The organism is Methylobacterium sp. A54F, from assembly GCF_053346035.1.
Genome location: NZ_JBKFBF010000001.1, coordinates 157,824 through 176,358 on the forward strand (window position 1 = coordinate 157,824; position 18,535 = coordinate 176,358).

General features: G+C 75.4%; 23 protein-coding genes. 13 read left to right on the top strand and 10 right to left on the bottom strand.

From position 1 onward, the window contains the following. Nucleotides 1-6 precede the first annotated feature (6 nt). Together ACLBXP_RS00765 and ACLBXP_RS00770 are read right to left on the bottom strand one after the other, a co-directional pair. A complete protein-coding gene (locus tag ACLBXP_RS00765) occupies nt 7-693 on the bottom strand; it encodes an SDR family oxidoreductase (RefSeq protein WP_447665608.1) in 687 nt (228 codons plus the stop codon). Between the two features lie 78 nt (nt 694-771). Further along, the gene (locus ACLBXP_RS00770) at nt 772-1,488 is read right to left on the bottom strand and encodes an MgtC/SapB family protein (RefSeq protein ID WP_447665609.1); all 717 of its coding nucleotides are present in this window, start codon (nt 1,486-1,488) and stop codon (nt 772-774) included. Nucleotides 1,489-1,753: 265 nt separating this feature from the next. Here ACLBXP_RS00770 and ACLBXP_RS00775 point away from each other — a divergent pair, with 265 nt between their 5' ends. The 12 genes from ACLBXP_RS00775 to panC all read left to right on the top strand — a co-directional run bounded on the left by ACLBXP_RS00775 (nt 1,754) and on the right by panC (nt 11,047). Further along, nucleotides 1,754-2,773 (top strand): AAA family ATPase, encoded by a 1,020-nt coding sequence (locus tag ACLBXP_RS00775; RefSeq protein WP_447665610.1) that lies wholly within the window; start codon nt 1,754-1,756, stop codon nt 2,771-2,773. 19 nt (nt 2,774-2,792) lie between these two features. Further along, entirely contained in the window at nt 2,793-3,716 is a 924-nt protein-coding gene (locus tag ACLBXP_RS00780) for a DUF58 domain-containing protein (protein ID WP_447665611.1), read from the top strand. 15 nt (nt 3,717-3,731) lie between these two features. Further along, nucleotides 3,732-4,223, top strand: a complete 492-nt coding sequence (locus tag ACLBXP_RS00785; RefSeq protein WP_447665612.1) for a DUF4381 family protein — start codon at nt 3,732-3,734, stop codon at nt 4,221-4,223. Nucleotides 4,224-4,228: 5 nt separating this feature from the next. Further along, entirely contained in the window at nt 4,229-5,257 is a 1,029-nt protein-coding gene (locus ACLBXP_RS00790; RefSeq protein WP_447665613.1) for a VWA domain-containing protein, read from the top strand. Beyond that, nucleotides 5,254-6,183 (top strand): VWA domain-containing protein, encoded by a 930-nt coding sequence (locus ACLBXP_RS00795; protein ID WP_447665614.1) that lies wholly within the window; start codon nt 5,254-5,256, stop codon nt 6,181-6,183. Before ACLBXP_RS00790 ends, ACLBXP_RS00795 begins: the two co-directional genes overlap by 4 nt. Nucleotides 6,184-6,196: 13 nt before the next feature. After that, the gene (locus ACLBXP_RS00800) at nt 6,197-7,141 is read left to right on the top strand and encodes a tetratricopeptide repeat protein (RefSeq protein ID WP_447665615.1); all 945 of its coding nucleotides are present in this window, start codon (nt 6,197-6,199) and stop codon (nt 7,139-7,141) included. Further along, nucleotides 7,135-8,397, top strand: coding sequence for a hypothetical protein (locus ACLBXP_RS00805; RefSeq protein WP_447665616.1), 1,263 nt, complete (start codon nt 7,135-7,137; stop codon nt 8,395-8,397). The genes ACLBXP_RS00800 and ACLBXP_RS00805 overlap by 7 nt, the downstream gene beginning before the upstream one ends. Before the next feature lie 70 nt (nt 8,398-8,467). Beyond that, nucleotides 8,468-8,743, top strand: coding sequence for a type II toxin-antitoxin system ParD family antitoxin (locus ACLBXP_RS00810; protein ID WP_447665617.1), 276 nt, complete (start codon nt 8,468-8,470; stop codon nt 8,741-8,743). Between the two features lie 9 nt (nt 8,744-8,752). Beyond that, a complete protein-coding gene (locus tag ACLBXP_RS00815; RefSeq protein ID WP_447665618.1) occupies nt 8,753-9,064 on the top strand; it encodes a type II toxin-antitoxin system RelE/ParE family toxin in 312 nt (103 codons plus the stop codon). A 15-nt stretch (nt 9,065-9,079) separates the two neighbouring features. Further along, entirely contained in the window at nt 9,080-9,574 is a 495-nt protein-coding gene (ybaK, locus tag ACLBXP_RS00820) for a Cys-tRNA(Pro) deacylase (protein ID WP_447665619.1), read from the top strand. Between the two features lie 57 nt (nt 9,575-9,631). Further along, nucleotides 9,632-10,090 carry a hypothetical protein gene (locus ACLBXP_RS00825; RefSeq protein WP_447665620.1) on the top strand — a complete coding sequence of 153 codons (459 nt, stop codon included), beginning with the start codon at nt 9,632-9,634 and terminating at the stop codon, nt 10,088-10,090. A 102-nt stretch (nt 10,091-10,192) separates the two neighbouring features. Further along, nucleotides 10,193-11,047 carry a pantoate--beta-alanine ligase gene (gene panC / locus ACLBXP_RS00830; protein WP_447665621.1) on the top strand — a complete coding sequence of 285 codons (855 nt, stop codon included), beginning with the start codon at nt 10,193-10,195 and terminating at the stop codon, nt 11,045-11,047. A 15-nt stretch (nt 11,048-11,062) separates the two neighbouring features. On the opposite strand, the gene ACLBXP_RS00835 is transcribed toward panC, so the two are convergent. The 4 genes from ACLBXP_RS00835 to dnaQ form a co-directional block, all read right to left on the bottom strand. Continuing rightward, on the bottom strand, nt 11,063-11,923 hold the full coding sequence (locus ACLBXP_RS00835; RefSeq protein WP_447665622.1) for a transporter: 861 nt from the start codon (nt 11,921-11,923) through the stop codon (nt 11,063-11,065). A 322-nt stretch (nt 11,924-12,245) separates the two neighbouring features. After that, on the bottom strand, nt 12,246-13,529 hold the full coding sequence (locus tag ACLBXP_RS00840) for an extracellular catalytic domain type 1 short-chain-length polyhydroxyalkanoate depolymerase (RefSeq protein ID WP_447665623.1): 1,284 nt from the start codon (nt 13,527-13,529) through the stop codon (nt 12,246-12,248). A 52-nt stretch (nt 13,530-13,581) separates the two neighbouring features. Then, nucleotides 13,582-14,025, bottom strand: coding sequence for a CopG family transcriptional regulator (locus tag ACLBXP_RS00845; RefSeq protein WP_447665624.1), 444 nt, complete (start codon nt 14,023-14,025; stop codon nt 13,582-13,584). Between the two features lie 88 nt (nt 14,026-14,113). Next, nucleotides 14,114-14,839: a DNA polymerase III subunit epsilon gene (gene dnaQ / locus ACLBXP_RS00850; protein WP_447665625.1), complete on the bottom strand. Its 726-nt coding sequence runs from the start codon at nt 14,837-14,839 to the stop codon at nt 14,114-14,116. Between the two features lie 174 nt (nt 14,840-15,013). On the opposite strand from dnaQ, the gene ACLBXP_RS00855 reads away from it, so the two are divergent. Continuing rightward, nucleotides 15,014-15,259, top strand: a complete 246-nt coding sequence (locus tag ACLBXP_RS00855) for a DUF6894 family protein (RefSeq protein ID WP_447665626.1) — start codon at nt 15,014-15,016, stop codon at nt 15,257-15,259. Here ACLBXP_RS00855 and coaE read toward each other — a convergent pair. The 4 genes from coaE to ACLBXP_RS00875 form a co-directional block, all read right to left on the bottom strand. Next, nucleotides 15,235-15,870, bottom strand: a complete 636-nt coding sequence (gene coaE / locus ACLBXP_RS00860; RefSeq protein WP_447665627.1) for a dephospho-CoA kinase — start codon at nt 15,868-15,870, stop codon at nt 15,235-15,237. The two genes, ACLBXP_RS00855 and coaE, sit on opposite strands and share 25 nt — an antisense overlap. Then, nucleotides 15,867-16,718 (bottom strand): shikimate dehydrogenase, encoded by an 852-nt coding sequence (locus ACLBXP_RS00865; protein WP_447665628.1) that lies wholly within the window; start codon nt 16,716-16,718, stop codon nt 15,867-15,869. The genes coaE and ACLBXP_RS00865 overlap by 4 nt, the downstream gene beginning before the upstream one ends. A gap of 66 nt (nt 16,719-16,784) precedes the next feature. Continuing rightward, the gene (locus ACLBXP_RS00870) at nt 16,785-17,804 is read right to left on the bottom strand and encodes a cation diffusion facilitator family transporter (protein WP_447666198.1); all 1,020 of its coding nucleotides are present in this window, start codon (nt 17,802-17,804) and stop codon (nt 16,785-16,787) included. An 8-nt stretch (nt 17,805-17,812) separates the two neighbouring features. Next, the gene (locus ACLBXP_RS00875) at nt 17,813-18,454 is read right to left on the bottom strand and encodes a Maf family nucleotide pyrophosphatase (RefSeq protein WP_447665629.1); all 642 of its coding nucleotides are present in this window, start codon (nt 18,452-18,454) and stop codon (nt 17,813-17,815) included. Nucleotides 18,455-18,535 lie beyond the last annotated feature (81 nt).

An 18,535-nucleotide genomic window follows, 5' to 3' on the forward strand; every position in this document is an offset into this window, starting at 1 on the left:
CCGAGGCTACCAAGCCAGGGTCTCGCCGCGGTAGTCCAGGTAGGCGATGCCCGTCCGGCCGAGGGAGCGTTCCAGCACCTCGGCCATGCCGGCGACACTCGTCGCGACGTCGAGGTCGGCCTCCGCGCCGCCCATGTCGGTGCGCACCCAGCCCGGGTGCAGCAGCAGCACGCTGAAATCGTCCGCGCGGTGGCGGATCTCGAAGCTCCGCGCCAGGGTGTTCAGCGCCGCCTTGCTGGCCCGGTAGGTCTCCCAGCCGCCCGTCTCGTTCAGCCCGACGCTGCCGAGGACCGAGGACATGAAGGCCACCGTGCCGCCCGGCGCGACGCGGTCCGCGAAGGCCTCGGCGAAGCGGATCGGGCTGATCGCGTTGGTGAGGTAGACCTGCGCGGCGACGTCCCGCGGCACCGCGTGGGCCGGGTCGTGCGCCTGCGTGGCGACGCCCGCCACCACGAAGACGAGATCGAAGCGCTCCCCCGAGAGCCGGTCGTGGAGGCCCGCGACGGCCGCATCGTCGTCGATGTCGGCTGTCTCGACGCGAACCCCGTCCGCCCCGAGCCGCGCGAGGTCGGGCGACGGGCTGCGCTGCGTCGCCGTCACCTGCCAGCCGCGCCGGGCCAGGGTCTCGGCGAGGCCGAGCCCGAGGCCGCGCGAGGCCCCGACGATCAGCGCGGACCTGCGTGTGTCTGTCATGGTGGTCACCTCCCGGCCCAGTGATGGACGGGGAGATAGGGCACGGGCCAGGCGCGGCCGCACCCGCTCACGCCCCCGTCAGTCGGCCGTCTGCACCGACCACGTCGCGTGGCGGATGCCCGGGGCCCGAGCGAGGTCCGCCGTCACGGCGTCGAGCTCGTCCGCCTCGACCGCCGTGGAGACCAGGGTCGCCACCACCTCGACGCTCTCCTCGCCGCGCTCCACCACCTCGATCGCGCCGACCGGGTAGCTCGCCGCCTCCAGGCGCTCCACCAGGAGGTCGCGGGCGGGGCCGACCGCGCCCGGCCCCGTGGTGACCTGGACCTCGTAGGTCGCCTCCGCGGCGCTGTCGTCGATCGGTGCGCGGTTGATGGCGTTGGAGAGGGGCCGCAGCAGGGTGTTGCCGGCGAGCACCGCCGCCGTGACGAAGGCGGCCTCCAGGGGCAGGTCCGCCCCCGCGAAGGCGCCAACGGCCGCCGAGCACCAGAGGGTCGCGGCCGTGTTCAGGCCGCGCACGTTCATGCCCTCCTTCATGATGACGCCGGCCCCCAGGAAGCCGACGCCCGAGATCACGTAGGCCACCGTGCGGGTGGCGCCGTCGCCCCCCGTGAGGCGCATGCCGAGGTCCACGAAGGCGGCGGCGCCGATCGCCACCAGCACGTTGGTGCGCAGGCCCGCGGTGCGCTGGCGGTACTGCCGCTCCGCCCCGATCAGGGTGCCGAGCACGAAGGCGACGATCAGGCTGATCGCCGAATTGAGGGACTCGGGCAGGGGCATCGGGAGGGCGCCGGACATGCGGTGCCTCTTAGCCGGCGCCGGATGACGAAACCGTGACGCGCGTGGGCCCCGGGCAAATTGCCCGGGATGGCCCGTTCGGCCGTGCGCGGGATTGACGCCCGCCCTGGGCAGCGGGCACACCCGCTGCATATGAGGCCCGTCAGAAGGCCCGAGCGGGGCCCGGCGCGACGGCCGGACGATCCGAGGAGACGTGCAGGATGCGGGATCCGACCCTTGCGGCGGGCTTGAGCCAGGTCGCCACGCGTGCGGGGATCCGGCGCGCATGAGCGGCGCCACCCTCGCAGCGCGCCAGGCGGAACCCGCCACCGCGCCCCGCGCCGTCGACGCCGACCTCCGCGGCCGCATCCTCGCCCTGCGGGACGGTCTGCAGCACGGGCTCATCGGCGCCGAGACCCTGGTCGAGCGACTGCTGATCGGGCTGCTCACCGGGGGTCACCTCCTCATCGAGGGCGCGCCCGGCCTCGCCAAGACCCGGGCGGTCAAGCGCCTCGCCGACGGCCTCGACGGCAGCTTCGCGCGGGTGCAGTGCACGCCGGACCTGATGCCGGCCGACCTCACCGGCACCACCGTGTGGCGCCAGGATTCCGGCACCTTCGAGTTCCTGCCCGGCCCCCTGTTCCACTCGCTGATCCTCGTGGACGAGGTGAACCGCGCGCCCCCCAAGGTGCAGTCGGCGCTGCTCGAATCCATGGCCGAGGGGCAGATCACGGTCTCGGGGCACACCCATCCGTTGCCCGATCCCTTCATGGTGGTGGCGACCCAGAACCCCATCGAGCACGCGGGCACCTTCCCGCTGCCCGAGGCGCAGCTCGACCGCTTCCTGCTGCACGTGGTGGTGGAGATGCCCGACGAGGCCTCCGAGCGGCGCATCCTCGACCTCGTCGAGGGCGAGCTGAACCACCACGCCGAGGCGATGCCGGTGCGGCTCTCCGTGGAGGAGGTGCGCGCCGCCCGCGAGGCGGCCCTCGGCGTCTACGTCTCGCCGGCCCTCAAGGATTACCTCGTGCGCCTCGTCGCCGGTACCCGCACGGACGCGGCGGCGCCGGATCTGCGGGCTGCCATCGAGCACCCGGCCTCGCCCCGCGGGACGCTGGCCCTGATGGTGGCCGGCAAGGCCCGCGCCTACCTGCACGGACGCGACCACGTCACGCCCGAGGACGTCGCCGAGCTCGCCGCGGACGCGCTGAGCCACCGCATCGGCCTGACCTGGCGGGCGGCGGCCGAGGGGCAGAGCACCCGCGGCATCATCCGCGGCCTCGTGCAGCGGGTGCGGGCGCTGTAGGGCCAATGAGCATAGGGCCATGAGCGCGACCGCGGCGCCGACGACCGACCCGTTCGGGGCTCCCGGCATCCACCTGTCCGGCGAGGCCCTGATGGGCCTGCGCCACCTCGCCCGCCGCGGCACGGCTCTCGCCACCCGCACCCTCGCGGGGCTGCCCGGCGGCATCGTCACCCGGCGGCGCGGCCGCGGCTCGGAGCCCGACGACGTGCGGCTGTGGTCGGAGGGCGACGACCGCCGCCACATCGACCGCAACGCCACCGCCCGCACGGGCGTGCTGCACGTGCGCACCCACCACGACGAGCGCGACCGCGCCGTCGTCCTGCTCGCCGATTTCCGGCCCTCCATGCTGTTCGGCACCCGGCGGGCGCTGCGCTCGGTGGCGGCCGCCGAGGCCCTGGTGCTGCTCGGCTGGCGCATCGTCGGCGACGGCGGCCGGGTCGGCCTCGTGGCCGGCAGCGCCGGGGAGCCCGCCGTGGTGCGGCCGGCCGGCGGCGAGCGCGCCATGACGGCGGTGACAGGGGCGCTCGCCCTGGCGCATGCGCGGGCGCTCGCTGGGCCCGAGGCCGCCGACCCGCCCCTCGACGCGCTGCTCTCGGTCGCCCAGAGCCTGCTGCCCTCGGGCGGCCACCTCGTGATCGGCAGCGCCCTCGACGCGCCGGGGCCGGATTTCGATCGGCTGCTGACGGTGCTCGCCGAGCGCCTCTCGATCCGCCTGATCCTGGTCAGCGACGCCTTCGAGCGCACGCGCCCGTCCGGCTTCTACCCCTTCGCCCTCGCCGACGGCCGCCGCGGCACGGTGCAGGCCGGGCGCGCCGGGACGGCCGGCGTCGACGAGCGCCTGGCCGACTACGCGCGCCGCGGCATCGAGGGCCTGCGCCTCGACGTCGAGGCCGGCCCGGAGGCCTACGCGCCCCTGATGGAGCGGCTCGATGCTGTGCTGTGAGGGCGAAGCGGCCCCATGAATCCCGTGACCAACCCCACGACGAGCCCCGTGACCGACGCCCCCGTCACCCTCGAGGCGCTGCGGGGCCTCCACCTGCCCGGCGGCGCGGCCGGCGCGCTGCAGAGCGAGGTGGTCGTCGCCCTGATCCTCGGCTTCCTGGCGGCGCTCGGCGTCGGGCTGCTGCGCAGCCTGCAGGTCCGGGCGCGGGCCACGGTGCGCCGCGCGGCGCTGCGCGAGTTCGAGGCCGCCCGGGCCCTCCCGCCCGAGGCCCGGCTGGTGGCGCAGGCGCGCCTCCTGCGGCGCCTCGCCCGCACCCTCGACGGCGAGGCGGCCGCTGACGCGCAAGGGGCGGACTGGGCGGCCCGGCTCGACCGCCTGCTCGCCACCGATTTCTTCTCGAAGGGCGCCGGCCGCGTCCTCGTGGACGGCCTCTACCGCCGCCCGGCGACGGACCAGGCGGCGCTCGACGCGGAGCTCGGCCGGCTCCTCGCCCGCGTCCGGGGCTGACGGCGATGAGCGGCCTGCTGCCGAGCTGGATCACGGGCCTCGCCTCGGCCTTCGACCTCGCGAGCCCCTACGCGCTCCTGCTGCTGCCGCTGCCCCTCCTCGTCGCGCGGCTGCTGCCCGCGGAGGCCGAGGGCCTGAGCGGGGCGCTGCGGGTGCCGGCCTCCCTCGTCGCCCGCGAGCGCATGGCCGCGAGCGTCGCAGCCCGCGGGCGGCGCCACCTCTGGCTGACCTGGATCCTGTGGGCGGCCCTGGTGGCGGCGCTGAGCGGCCCCCGCCTCGTGCTGCCGGCCGCCGCGCTCCCGGCCTCGGGCCGCGAGATCATGATCGCCATGGACCTGTCGGGCTCGATGGAGCGGCGCGACTTCAGCCTCGACGGCGAGACCGTGTCGCGGCTCGCCGCGGTGAAGCGCGTCGGCGCCGACTTCATCCGCCGGCGGGCCGGCGACCGCATCGGCCTCGTGATCTTCGCCGACCAGGCCTACGTCGCGGCGAGCCCGACCTTCGACACCGCCACGGTGGCGCATGCGCTGGAGGAATCGACCATCGGGCTCGTGGGGCGTTCCACCGGCATCGGCGACGGCCTCGGCCTCGCGCTGCGGCGGCTCGACCCGAAGGACGCCGGCACCGACGCGGGCCAGCCGCCGGCCGCGACCGCCAAGGTCGTGATCCTGCTCTCGGACGGGGCGAACAACGCGGGCCAGACGAAGCCCACCGACGTGGCGGCGCTCGCCCGCGACCTCGGCATCAAGGTCTACACCATCGCGCTCGGCCCCCGCGACCTCGCCAACGCGGATGGCGAGCAGGACGTGGTCGACGTCGAGACCCTGCGCGAGATGGCCGAGACGAGCGGCGGCAAGGCCTTCCGGGTGAAGACCACCGACGACCTCATCGGCGTGGCCGAGGCCATCGACGCCCTGGAGGGCGGCCGCGCCAAGGCGCCCCCCCTGCCGCTGCGCCGCGACCTCTGGCCCTGGCCCGCGGCCCTCGCGCTGCTCTGCGCGGCCGGCCTCCTGGCGACGCGGAGGGGCGCATGAGCCTCCTCGACGCCGCCACCCTCCTGCGGCCCTGGTGGCTCGTTGCGATCCCCCTCGTGGCGCTGCTCGCCTACCGGGCCGCGTGGCGGGCCGCGCCCCTCGGGGACTGGACGCGGGCCGTCGACGCCCCGCTCCTCGCCGCCCTGGCCCGGCGCGGCGCCGTGCTCGGCGGGCGCCGGCGCACCAATCTCGCCGCGGCGCTGGCCGCCGGCGCGATCGCCCTTGCGCTCACCGGGCCGGCGGTGGAGCGGCCGGACGCCACCACCTTCCGCAACCTCGACGCCACCGTGATCGTCGCCGACCTGTCCCGCTCGGTCGCCGAGGGCGGCAGCCTCAAGGAGCTGCGCCAGACCGCGCAGGCGGTGGCGGAGGCCGCCGGCACCCGCTCGGTCGCCCTCGTCGTCTACGCGGGCGACGCCTACCTCGCGGTGCCGCCGACCACCGACCGCGACAGCCTCAACACCACCCTGTTCGCCCTCGACGCCGACACCGTGCCGGACCGCGGCAGCCACCCGGAGCGCGGCCTGGCCCTCGCCCGCCGGCTCCTGTCGGAGGCGGACGTGGTCGCGGCCGACGTGGTGCTGATCAGCGACGGCGACGGCATCGGCGATGCGGCCACCCGCGAGGCCGCGGCCCTGAGGGCCCGCGGCTGGCGGCTGCAGGCTCTGTTCGTGCCGGCCGCCAAGACCCTGCCGCCGGGCGTCCCCCGGCCCGACCGCGCCGCCCTCGACGCCCTGGCGCGCGCGGGCGGCGGCACCGCGGCCGACACCGCGGCGCCCGCCCCCGTCCTCGACGCGGTCGGCGCCTCCACCGCCCAGCACCTCGCGGCGGGGGGCTACAGCGTGCTGGCCTTCGCGGATCTCGGGCGCTGGCTGCTGATCCTCGCCGCCCTCCCCGCCCTCCTCCTGTTCCGCAGGACCGCCTGATGGGGACCGCCTGATGCCGCAGGGTTCGACCACCGCCCTCGCCACCTCCCTCGCCGGGACGCTCCCTGCCCGCCCCGTCCTCCAGGCGCTCACCCGCAACTGGCGCCGGCGGCTGCGCGTGGCGGGCCTCGGGCTCGCCGGGATCGGGATCCTGGGCCTCGCGGCGGTCTCCGAGCCCCGCACCGGCCTCGGCCGACTCCTGATGGGGCTCGGCCTTCCGGGCGTCGCCGCCGAGGTCTTCGCCGATCCGGCCTGGCGCGGGCCCGCCCTCTACGAGGCCGGCGACTACGCGGGCGCCGCCGCCCTGTTCCGCACCGCCGGCAAGCGCGGCGGCTACAACCTCGGCAACGCGCTCGCGCGGATGGGCGACTACGCGGGCGCCATCGCGGCCTACGACGAGGCGCTGCAGTACAACCCGCGGGACGCCGACGCGCAGGCGAACCGGTCGCTGATCGCCCGCCTGATCGAGGAGGCGATCGACCGCGGCAAGGGCGGCGGCATCGCCAACGGCACCGCGCAGTACGGCGCGCGCTACAACAACACCGCGAACCAGGACAAGAACGACGACATCAACGCGAGCTCGAGCGGCGAGGGGCTCGCGGGCAACAAGGAATCGAGCGCCAGCGCCTCGCTGCCCGGCAACAGCGCGGTGGCCCGCCGCGGCCGGGCCGAGCAGCAATCGATCGATTCCGGCCGCGGCGAGGCCCGCGGCTCGGCGAGCGACGCGGCCGGGCGCGGGCGCACCGGCGGCGGCTCCGCCATGGTCGCGGCCGCCCCCGAGCGCGAGGTCCGCCGGGTCACGAAGAGCTTCGAGGCCCACGAGATCCGCCCCGACCGGCTCTGGCTGCAGACCCTGCCGGACGATCCCGGGCGCTACCTGAAGCTGCGCCTGAAGGCCGAGCAGGCCCGCCGCATCGAGGCCGGCACCGCGATCCCGGCGGGGAGCAACCCATGGTGAGCCGGCGCATCATCCTGTGCGCGGTGCTCGCGCTCGCCGCCGGCCCCGCCCGCGCCGAGATCGAGCCCGGCGACCTCACCCTCACGGTGACGCCGGAGCTGAACGGCAACGCCGCGCCCTTCGCCCGCGAGATGGTGCTGCTGCGCATCCGCGGGGTCTACCGCCAGCAGATCCTGCTGGAGGAGGTCGTCCAGCCCTCGCTCGCCAACTTCAGCTGGACGCAGCTCGGCCGCGACACCTGGAGCAAGACCCGCCTGCCGGACGGGCAGGTGGCGCTGGCCTTCGACCGGGTGGTGGCGGTGTTCCCCCATCACCCGGGCGACTTCACGATCGACGGCTTCACCCACCGCCTCACCGTCAACGACGCGGGCACGCGCCGGGTGGTCGACGTGCGCTCCGCGCCCTTCAGCCTGCCGGTGGCGCGCTGGACCGCCCCGACCGGCGGGCCGGACGTCAAGGAGCCCTGGTGGCTGCCCGCCCGCGACGTCACCATCACCGATTCCTGGTCGCCCGACCCCGAGACGGTGAAGCTCGGCGAGACCACCCGGCGCATCGTCACCATCGAGGCGCAGGGCATGGTGGCCGAGGGGCTGCCGCCGCGCCCGGTGATGCGCACCCGCGGCATCCTCACCTACGCGGGGCCCGTGACCCGCGAGACGATCATCACCCCGACGGGGCCCGTGGCGCGGGCGACCTACCAGTGGGACGTGCGGCCGGGCGTTCCCGAGATCATCCCCCTGAACGCCATCGCGATCCCCTGGTTCGACACCGTCTCGCGCACCATGCGGGAGGCCGAGATCCCGGCCCGGCAGATCGGCGGCGGACTGCCCGACCAGGAGGGCGCAGCCCGGCCTCCCGGGGCGGTCTCGCCCTGGACAGTCGCAGCGGCTGGGCTCGCGAGCTTCGGCCTCGGCCTCGCGCTCCTCGGCTTCGGCGCGGGCCGGTTCGCGCGGCTGCGCCTGCCCCGGCGCACGCGCGCGCGCCTCGCGGCCCGCGCGGCGGCGGGCGATACGGCGGGCTTCCGCGCCGAGGTCGGCCTCGCGCAGCAGACCGAGCCCGACCTCGCCCGGCGCTGGCGCGACGACCCCGACACCGCCGACGCCCTCGCAGCCCTCGACCGCGCCCTCTACGCGCCCGGCGGCGCCCCGGCGCCGGACCTTCCGGCCCTCGCCCGCCGCCTCGGCCGCCGCCAGCGCATCGCCGTGGCGCCCCCCGAGGCGGAGCGGCTCGCGCCGCTCGACGGTGCGCGGCCTTGAGCGCCGGGCGGGCTTCTGCCTGCCTCATCTGTGCTAGGCTCAACCCGGATTCGGACCCGAGGAGCGCCCCTTGGCTGACGTCGAGCACATGACGGTGACGCTGACCGAGCCGATGGCCGCGCAGATCCGCGCCTCCGTCGAAGCCGGAGAGTACGCTTCGGCGAGCGAGGCCGTGCGCGATGCCCTGCGCCTCTGGTCGAGCCGCCACGCCGCCCGAGCCCGCGAGGTCGCGGATCTGCAGCGCGCCTGGGATGCCGGGAAGGCCAGCGGCAGCCACGGCGAACTCGACTTCGCGGACCTGCGCCGCGAGGCCCGCGCGCGCCTCGCGGACGCGGAGCGGGCCTGAGCCGCGTCCATGGCGGTGCGGCTGATCTGGTCGACGCTCGCCCGGGACGCGCTCCTCGACCTCTACATCCGGATCGGGCGGGAGAACCCGGCTGCGGCTGAGCGCTTCTACGATCGGATCGAGGAGCGCGCGGCTCAGCTCGCGGACCAGCCCCGGATGGGTCCGCGCCGGCCCGATATCCGGCCCTCGGCGCGCATCCTCGTCGAGGCCCCCTATCTCATCCTCTACGAGACCGTTCCGGCCTCGGACGAGGGACCGGTCGCGTGCGTCGCGATTGTCAACGTGGTCGACGGACGGCGCGATCTGAGCGACGGCTTCTGACGCGGACGGAGTGCGATGGCCAGGGACAACCGCCCGAAAGCGACCCGCGCCACCCAGGCCCTCGACCGGGCGGGAATCGCCTACAGCCTCCACGCCTACGATTACGACCCCGACGCACCCCGGATCGGGCTCCAGGCGGCCGAGGCGCTCGGCATCGCGCCGGACGGCATCCTCAAGACCCTGATGGCCGAGGCCGACGGGCGGCCGGTCTGCGTGCTCGTCGCCTCCGACCGGGAGGTGGCGCTGAAGCGCCTCGCGGCGGCGCTCGGCGCGAAGTCCGCCGCGATGCTGCGGCCGGCGGATGCCGAGCGGATCACCGGCTACCACGTCGGCGGCATCAGCCCGCTGGGCCAGAAGCGGGCGGTGCCGACCGTGATCGATGCCGCGGTGCTGGCCGGTCCGCACGCGGAGATCTACCTCAACGGCGGCGGCCGGGGCCTCCAGTTGCGGCTGCGGCGCGACGACCTCGTGCGGGTCCTCTCCGCGACGGTCGCGCCGGTGACGGCATAACGGGGCGTTAACCCTGCGCGGCGAGGCTCGCCGGAGGATTCGTTCGGGCGAGGGGCCATGCTGCGGGCCGGGTTCGCGGTTTCACGCATCGCGAAGAGCGGCCCTCCCGCCCACCGGCGCGGGGCAGGCGGGAGCACGCGCGCCCTGAGGTCCGGCCTCCTCGCGGCCGGCCTGCTGCTCACGGGATCCGCCGGGGCGGCCGACCTCGACGAGGCCGGCCCCTTATCCGGCCCCTTTCCTGGCCCCTTGCCCGGCTCCCCCTACGAGGCCGGTCCTCCCGCGCCCCGCTACTTTCCCCGGGGCGACGGCAGCGATCCGCGCCTCGCGGCGGCCCGTCCCCTGGCCCGCCCGGTCGGCTGCCGCCCCCGGCGCGTGCCGGTGCCGACCAACGCCCCGGACGATCCGAGCTACGTCGGCTCGGCCTACGGCCTCTCGCGCCCGAGCTATTACGGCCTGACGCCGCCGCTCGGCGTGGACGACCCCTTCGGGCGGCCGCTGCTGCCCTGGTGCCGGTAGGGCGACGCTGGCGTCCCGCGCGCCCGCGCAGTAAAGGCATCGCCGCTCCCCAGGGAGCCGCGCCCGACCTGAACGCCGCCCCGAGCCTGCCCCGAGCCTGCCATGACGCCAGAGCCCGCCATCGCCCGCTTCACCGACCCTGCGGCGCTCCGTGCCGCGGTCGAGGCCTGGCGCGGTCGGGGCGAGCGGATCGTGCTCGTGCCGACCATGGGGGCGCTCCATGCCGGGCACCTCGCCCTGGTGGCCCACGCGCGCACGCTCGGGCCGCGCGTGGTGGCGAGCATCTTCGTGAACCCCACTCAGTTCGGCCCCAACGAGGACTTTTCCCGGTACCCGCGGGACGTCGAGGCCGATCTCCGGCTGCTCGGCGAGGCGGGCTGCGATGCGGCCTGGACGCCCGAGGTCGAGACCATGTACCCGCCGGGCTTCTCCACCCGCATCGAGGTGGCGGACGTCAGCGAGGGCCTGTGCGGGGCGTTCCGGCCCGGCCACTTCTCGGGCGTCGCCACGGTGGTCACGAAGCTCGTCAACCAGGTCCGGCCGGACATCGCCCTGTTCGGCGAGAAGGACTTCCAGCAGCTCCTGGTGATCCGCCGGGCCGCGCGCGACCTCGACCTCGGTGTGGAGATCGCCGGCATGCCGACGATCCGCGAGGCGGACGGCCTCGCCCTCTCCTCCCGCAACCGCTACCTCGACCCGGAGGAGCGCCGCGCCGCGCCGCGCCTTCACGCCGTCCTGCACGCCGTCGCGGAGGCGCTGCGGGCCGGTGAGTCCGCGGCCCCGCTCCTCGCCCGCGCCCGCGCCGATCTCGAGGCGGCGGGCTTCGGGCCGGTGCAGTACCTGGAGGTGCGCGACGCCCTCACCCTCGCGCCCGTCGACCGGGCCGGCCCGCCGGCCCGCGTCCTCGCGGCGGCCTATCTGGGGCGCACACGCCTCATCGACAACGTCGCCGTGTAGCCGACTAATCCTGCATCAGAATTTCCGGGCGATGGCCTGCGGCGCGTCGGGCGGCGCACCGCCCGCCGTGATCGGCACGATGACGCGCAGCCAGCCGCGGGTGTCGAGGCCGCCGTAGTTCCGTTCCACCACGTCGCGGGTGACGTAGGCCTGCAGGTTCACGGGCCCGAAATTGTAGCCGACGAGGCCGCCCACCGCGACCTGCCCCTGGGACCGGTAGCTCGCGACGGGTGACGGCAGGTCGGTGGAGCCGAAGGCTACGGGACCGACCTCCCACTTGCCGAATTTCCTGGTCGCCGTGAGGTCGAGGTTGAGGAAGTCCGGATAGAAGGTGCCGGAGGGCGAGCGCGTGTCGAAGAACGTGCCGTAGAGAAAATTCGCGGTCAGGTTCCAGCCGTCGCCGTTGTAGGTGATGGCGAAGCGCTGATGCAGCACCGGGTTCTGGATGACGATCTTCGTGTCGCTCGGCAGGTAGGCGCCGAGGAGGTAGCTGAAGTTCAGGTCGTTCCCAAGCTTCCAGGCGACCTGGGCGGCGAGCAGCGTCTGGCCGAAACCGCTCTGATAGGCCGCCCCTTGCGTGCTCGACGCGGTGACGGGCTGCAGCACCACGAACTGCAGCCGGCCCTCCGCCACGGTCCAGGGCGTCGACCAGATGAAGGACGGCAGGTTGATGTTCGATTCCGAGCCGCGCGGGAGCACGTCGCGCACGCCGAAGCTCGACGTGTCGATGAAGTGCAGGCCCTCCGGCAGGGCCGCGCCGGTCGGCAGGCCGACCGTCTGGCCGGGCTGCGAGGCGGAGCCCGCCTGCGCCGCACCGCCGCTCAGGCCAACCGCCGCGAGGGCGGCTCCGAGCAGCCTTCGTACCGTCCGACCCATCCCGATCCCCATACCCGCCGACCCGGCCCCCCGCGACATCCCGGACCGGCACCTCGCACCCCCGGTTGGCAGGGGGCCCGACGCGCTCGCGGTCCGGTTGTCACCTTGCACGGGTCGAGCCGCGACGGGGACGCGATCGCACGTCGGGCGACCGGTTGCGGGTGGACGTTGCCCGCGCGGCACACCGCGGGGGGCTGATCCTGAAGCGCGCCTTCACCGGCGGCGCGATGGGCTCCCCCTCCCGTGCCGGGAGAGGGTCGGGGCGAGGGACCGCGCGCATCGCCGGCATCGCATTGCCGGCAAATAGACGGGTCCCGCCGGGTCAGGCCCGGCCGGCTCCCAGCGGATGCGCGGCGAAGAAGTCGAGCATGGCGCGCGAGGCGTCGGGGCCGCGGGGGTCGGTGTAGGTGCCGTCCGGGTTGCCGCCGGACCAGGCGTGGCCGGCGCCGCGCACCCGCCAGCTTTCGAGCAGCACCCGGCCGGACGCGTCGGCGTAGCGGGTGCGGGTGTAGGGGCGCGCCGCGTCCTCCCCGGTCTCCGTCTCGGCCCGAAGCGCGTCCGCGCCGGCCTGGGCGAGGACCTGGTCGGCGTTGCGCGGGCTCACGGTGGTGTCGTCCTCGCCGTGGAACACGATGGTGGGGACCCGCACGCCGTCGCTCGCCGCGCCGAAGCCCGGACGCGGCGCCTGCCCCGGCGCGCCGACCTGCATCGCCATGAGGGCCGAGGTCAGGTCGCGGGCGCAGCCCGCCGCGAGGCCGGAATGGACGCCGACCGCGGCGTAGAGGTCCGGGTAGGCGCGGGCGATGTTGGCCGCAGCCGCGCCGCCCGCCGAGAGGCCTGCGATGTAGACGCGGGCGGGGTCGATGTCGTGCCGGGCCATCACGGCCCGGGTCAGCCCCGCGATGATCGCCGCCTCGCCGGACTCGCGCTCCTGGTCGCGCGGTTCGAACCAGTTCCAGCAGCGCTGGCCGTTGGCCCGGCGGCTCTGGGCCGGGTAGGCGACGAGGAAGCCCCGCTCCTCGGCGAGCGCGTTCATGCCGGTGCCGGCCGCGAAATCGTCCGGCGACTGGGTGCAGCCGTGCAGCATCACCACCAGGGTCGCGCCGGCGCGGGGGCGGCTCGGCACGTAGAGCTTGTAGTCGCGGGCGCCGGCCGCGTTCGCGAAGCTCTCCTGCGTGAAGCGCCCCGGCCCGGTGGGCCGACGGGCGGGGGCGGGCTCCGGCGCGAGGCCCCCCGCGAGACCCTTGAGCACGGGCGCGACGCTGCGGCCGAGGCCGCGCACCACGGTGTCCAGCACCTCCCGAACCCGCTCGGTGCCGAGGCCCCCGGCGTCGGGCGCGAAGGTCGCCGCAGCCGCGCCGGAGGTCCCGGCACGGGGTGCGGCGCGCTCGCCGACGCGCTCGGCCACGAGGTCGATCGTCGACGGCGCGAGGCGCGCCCGGCCAGCGGCCGGCGCGCCGGGCCGCTCGGCCGGGCCCTGTTGGCCGCCCTGGAGGCCGCGCTGGATCAGCGCGGTCGCCTCCTCCAGCCGGCCCGCACGGGTCAGCCGGGTCGCCTCGACCATGTCGGCGAGTTGCGCCGTCATCCGGGTCGCGTGGTCGGTCATGCGCGGGCTCCTTGAGGGGTGCGCGGGGAAAGGGTGGGGCGCCAGGGCGCCCTCAGAGCAGGCGGTCGGCCAGGGCTTCCCGGACGGCGGGGCTCGCCTGCAGGCTGCCCAGCACGTCGAGGGAGGCGATGGTGGCCCGGGCGAGGTCCGGGTCCACGTCGGGGGCGATGCTGGCGAGGCCGAGGACGCGGATGTCGAGCATCCGTCCCTCGGCCCGGGCGGCCTCGAGGGTCGCCCGGTCGAACCGGCGCAGGCCGAGTTCCACGCTGCGGCGGGCCACCGACTGGCGGGTCACCTCGGCGTTGCGCTCGATCTCGCGGCGGATCGCGGTGCGGATGAAGTCGCTGCGGTTGCCGTAGACGCCCTCGGCGACGAGGAGATCGACGTGGCCGAGATCGACGTGGCCGAGGTTGATCGTGATCTTCTCGCTGTCAGCCGGACGGCCGGGCGAGCGGGCCGCGCTCCGCGCGGCGACTTGGGTGAACGCAGGTACCATCGAACCATCCCCGTACCATCCGGTTGGATGGTATATGGGGTCGGTGTTGTGCGTCGCAACAAGAAATATTTTGCGATGCGATAAAGACTCAGGCCGCGTCGTCCTCGCCGATATAGTCGCGCCAGACCGCCGCCGGGCCGAGGCTCGCCCGGAAGGCGTCGTGCCGCGCCTGCTCTTCCGCGGTGAGGCGGCTGCGGTGCGGGCGGGGCCCGACGGCCTCCGCGGCGCCCTCGGTGCCGGCGACAACGACCGCGTCCTCGCGCACCGCCGCGGCGAGCCCGAGGCTCTGCTGCTTGCCGCCGAGGAGCTCGACGTAGACCTCCGCGAGGATCTGCGCGTCCAGCAGCGCTCCGTGCTTGGTGCGGCGCGTCGTGTCGATGCCGTAGCGGGCGCAGAGGGCATCGAGGTTGTTGGCGGCGCCCGGGTGCCGGCGACGCGCGAGCACCAGGGTGTCGACCACCGCCTCGAGGGCGATCGGGGGCGGGCCGTCCGCCCCGAGGCGGCCGAACTCCATGTTGAGGAAGCCGACGTCGAAGGGCGCGTTGTGGATCACGAGGCGCGCGTCCCCGCAGAAGGCCACGAAGTCGGCGACCACCTCGGCGAAGACCGGCTTGTCGGCCAGCATCGCGTCGGAGATGCCGTGCACCCCGAAGGCGCCCTCGGACACCGCCCGCTGCGGGTTGACGAAGCGGTGGAAGGTCTTGCCCGTCTGGATGTGGTTGATCAGCTCCACGCAGCCGATCTCGATCAGCCGGTCGCCGTTGCGCGCATCGGTGCCGGTGGTCTCGGTGTCGAGGACGATCTCGCGCAGCATCTCGGGGCTCCGGGGTCGCCGCCGGGCAGGCGGCGCCACCTTACGGACCTAGCGCAACGGGGTTAACCGAAGCCGTGGCGGCCGCCCCGATGCGGTATCGGCCATGATGCATGTGAATGCGGCGGCGGCGGGACGGCCTAGGATCCAGGCGTCCGGGGCCAACGAAAGGTCGGCATGCCGCGCTACTTCTTCGACATCACCGATGGTGGTTCCCACCGGGACGACATCGGTACCGAGTGCATCGACCTCGAGGCCGTGCGTCGGGAAGCCATGCGCGTGCTGCCCGACATCGCCCGCGACCGGGTGTTCCGAGACGGCGACCGGCAGGTCTTCACCGTGGTGGCGCGCGACGCGGACGGCCACGCCGTCTACATGGGCACCCTGGGCTTCTCGGGTCAGCTGCTGCTGCGCGACGCCTGAGGGTCGGCGGCGCCCGCGAGGATCGCGGCGACGATCGCCGCCACCTGCGCCTCGGCCTCCGCGAAGCCGCGGCCCGTGTCGATGACGTGGTCCGCCCGGGCCCGCTTCTCGGCATCCGGCATCTGCTTGGCGAGGATCGCCCGGAAGGCGTCCTCCGTCATGCCGGGGCGGGCGAGCACGCGGGCCCGCTGCACCTCCGGCGGGGCCGAGACCACCGCCACCGCGTCGCAGCGGGCCTCGCCGCCGGTCTCGTAGAGGAGCGGGATGTCGAGGAGCACGAGGGGCGCGTCGGCGTGGCGCCGGAGGAAGTCGTGCCCCGCCGCCTGGACGAGGGGGTGCACCAGCCCTTCGAGGCGCGCGAGCCGCCCGGGATCGCCGAGCACCGCGGCACGCAGGCGCGCGCGGTCGACCGCGCCATCGGGCCCGACGGTGCCCGGGAAGGCGGCGCCGATCGCCGCCGCCGCCGCGCCGCCCGGTCCGTAGAGGGCGTGGACCGCCGCGTCCGCGTCGTGCACCGGCACGCCGTGCCGGGTGAACATCGCAGCGGTGGCCGACTTGCCCATGCCGATCGAGCCGGTGAGGCCGAGCACGAAGGGGCGCCGGGCGCTCATCGGGGCCCGAGATCCGCGACGATGCGGGCGCGCAGCGCCTCGGTGACCCGGGGGCGCAGGCCGAACCACGCCTCGAAGCCCGGCACCGCCTGGTGGAGCAGCATGCCGAGCCCGTCCACGGCCGGGAGGCCGCGGGCCCGCGCAGCGGCGAGCAGCGGCGTCTCCAGCGGCACGTAGACGATGTCCGCGACCGCGGCGGTCTCGGGCAGCCCCGCGAGGTCGATCGCGAGGGCCGGGTGGCCGGCCATGCCGAGGGCGGTGGTGTTGACGAGGAGCCCGGTCTCCGGGAGCCGCCGCGGCACCTCGGCCCAGTCGATGGCGCGCGCGGCCTCCGGCGCGAGGCCGGCCAGGATCTCGGCCCGCGCCCGCGTCCGGTTGGCGACGAGGATCCGGTCGAGGCCGCGCTCGGCGAGCCCCACCACGATCGCCCGCGCGGCGCCCCCCGCCCCGAGGACGAGGGCGCTGCCCCGCGCGCGAGCCTCCCAGCCCGCCCCGAGGCTCTGGTCGAGATGCGCGAGGAAGCCCGGCGCGTCGGTGTTGTCGCCGTGCAGCCGCCCGTCCGCCCCGACGAGCAGGGTGTTGACCGCGCCGATCCGCTCCGCCCGCGGCGTCAGCGTGGCCGCCAGCGCGTGCGCCGCCTCCTTGTGCGGGATCGTGACGTTGCCGCCCGCGAAGCCCGAATCCGGCAGCCCGCGCAGGAAGTCCGGGAACGCCTCCGGCGTCACGTCGAGGCGCTCGTAGGAGCCCGCGAGCCCGTGCTCGGCGAGCCAGTGGCCGTGGATCAGGGGCGAGCGCGAATGGGCGATCGGGTGGCCGACCACGAAGGCGCGGGTCGTCTCACGGCTCATGAGGGTCCCTCCGGGGCCTGCGAGATCCCGCGGGTTGCCGGCCGCGCCCGGTTCTGTCGCGCCCGGTCATGCCGCGCACGCCGCGGCGAGGCGGCAGGGCGGCCCGGCGGCGTCCTCGACCTGCAGGGTGGCGTGGCTGATGCCGAAGCGGGTGCGCAGCGTCTCGGCGGCCTCGACCAGGAAGGCGTTGCCGGGGTGGCCGCCCGCCATCACGAGGTGCGCGGTGAGGGCGACCTCGGTGGTGCTCATCGGCCAGATGTGCAGGTCGTGCAGATCCGTCACGCCGGGCAGGCCCGCGAGGTGGGCCCGCACCGCTCCGGGCTCGATGCCGGCCGGCACCGCGGACAGCGCCATCGCCACGCTCTCGGTCAGCAGGCCCCAGGTCGCCCAGACGATGAGGCCGGCGATGAGGAGGCTGACCAGCGGGTCGATCCAGGCGAGGCCGGTGAACCAGATCAGCCCGCCCGCGGCGACGACGCCCGCCGAGACGGCGGTGTCGGCCGCCATGTGCAGGAAGGCACCGCGGATGTTGATGTCGCCCTCGGCGCCCGAGGCGAACAGCCAGGCCGTGACCCCGTTCACGAGGATGCCGATGCCGGCCACCACCATCACGGTCACGCCCGCCACCGGCTCCGGGTAGAGCAGCCGCAGGATCGCCTCCCAGACGATGGCCCCGGTGGCGACGAGGAGGAAGACGGCGTTGAACAGGGCGGCCAGGATCGAGGAGCCGCGCAGGCCGTAGGTGTAGCGCGCGCTGGCGCGCCGCCGCACCAGCGCCGCGGCGACCCAGGCGACCACGAGGCCGAGAACGTCGGAGAGGTTGTGCCCGGCATCGGCCACCAGGGACATGGCGTTGCTGGCGTAGCCGTAGGCCGCCTCCAGCACCACGAAGGCCGTGTTGAGGCCGATGCCGATCGCGAAGGCGGTGCCGAAACTCTTCGGGGCGTGGCTGTGCCCTCCGTGCCCATGGCTCCCGTGCCCATGACTCCCGTGCCCATGGCCGCCATGACCGTGGCCACCATGACCGTGGCCCCCGTGGCCGGCTCCCGGCCCCGCGTCGTGGGCGTGATGATCGTGCGCGCTCAGGGCGGACCTCAGAACCGGAGGAGGTGGCGGGCACGCAGCCGGGCCAGCAGGGGCAGCAGGGGCAGGCCCAGGATGGTGCTGTGCTCGCCCTCGACGCGCTCGAACAGGTGGATGCCGAGGCCTTCGAGCTGGTAGGCGCCGACGCTGGCCGTGACGCGGGCCTCGCCGGCCGCAGCGACGTAGGCCTCGATGGCCGCCGCGTCGAGGGCGCGCACGGTGAGGCGGGCGGTCTCCACGAAGCTCTCGGCGAGCCGGCCCTCCACCGCGACGGCGACCGCCGCGTGCAGCGCGTGGCGCCGGCCGGACAGGCGGCCGAGCTGGTCGCGGGCGGCCCGCGCGTCGGCGGGCTTGTGGAAGACCGCGCCGTCGAGGTCGAGCACCTGGTCGGCGCCGATCACGATCCGGTGGGGGTGGCGCTCCGCCACCGCCTCGGCCTTGGCCTCGGCGAGGCGGCGGGCGAGGTCCGCCGGCTCCGTGCCGGCGCAGGCCGCCTCGATCGCGCGCTCGTCGACCCCCGCGGCCTCGGTCTCGACGGGCAGGCCGGCTCCTTCGAGGAGCAGGCGCCGGGTCGCGCTCGCGGAGGCGAGGAGCAGGGGCTCGGTCCCGAGCCAGGCGTCGGCGTTCGGCAGGATGGGAGGGCTCTGGGCCATGCGCCCAGTGTCACGGATCCGGCGCCGGCCGCAAGCCGGGACGCTCGACGCGCGTCGCCCCGCCACCCGAGATGATCCGGG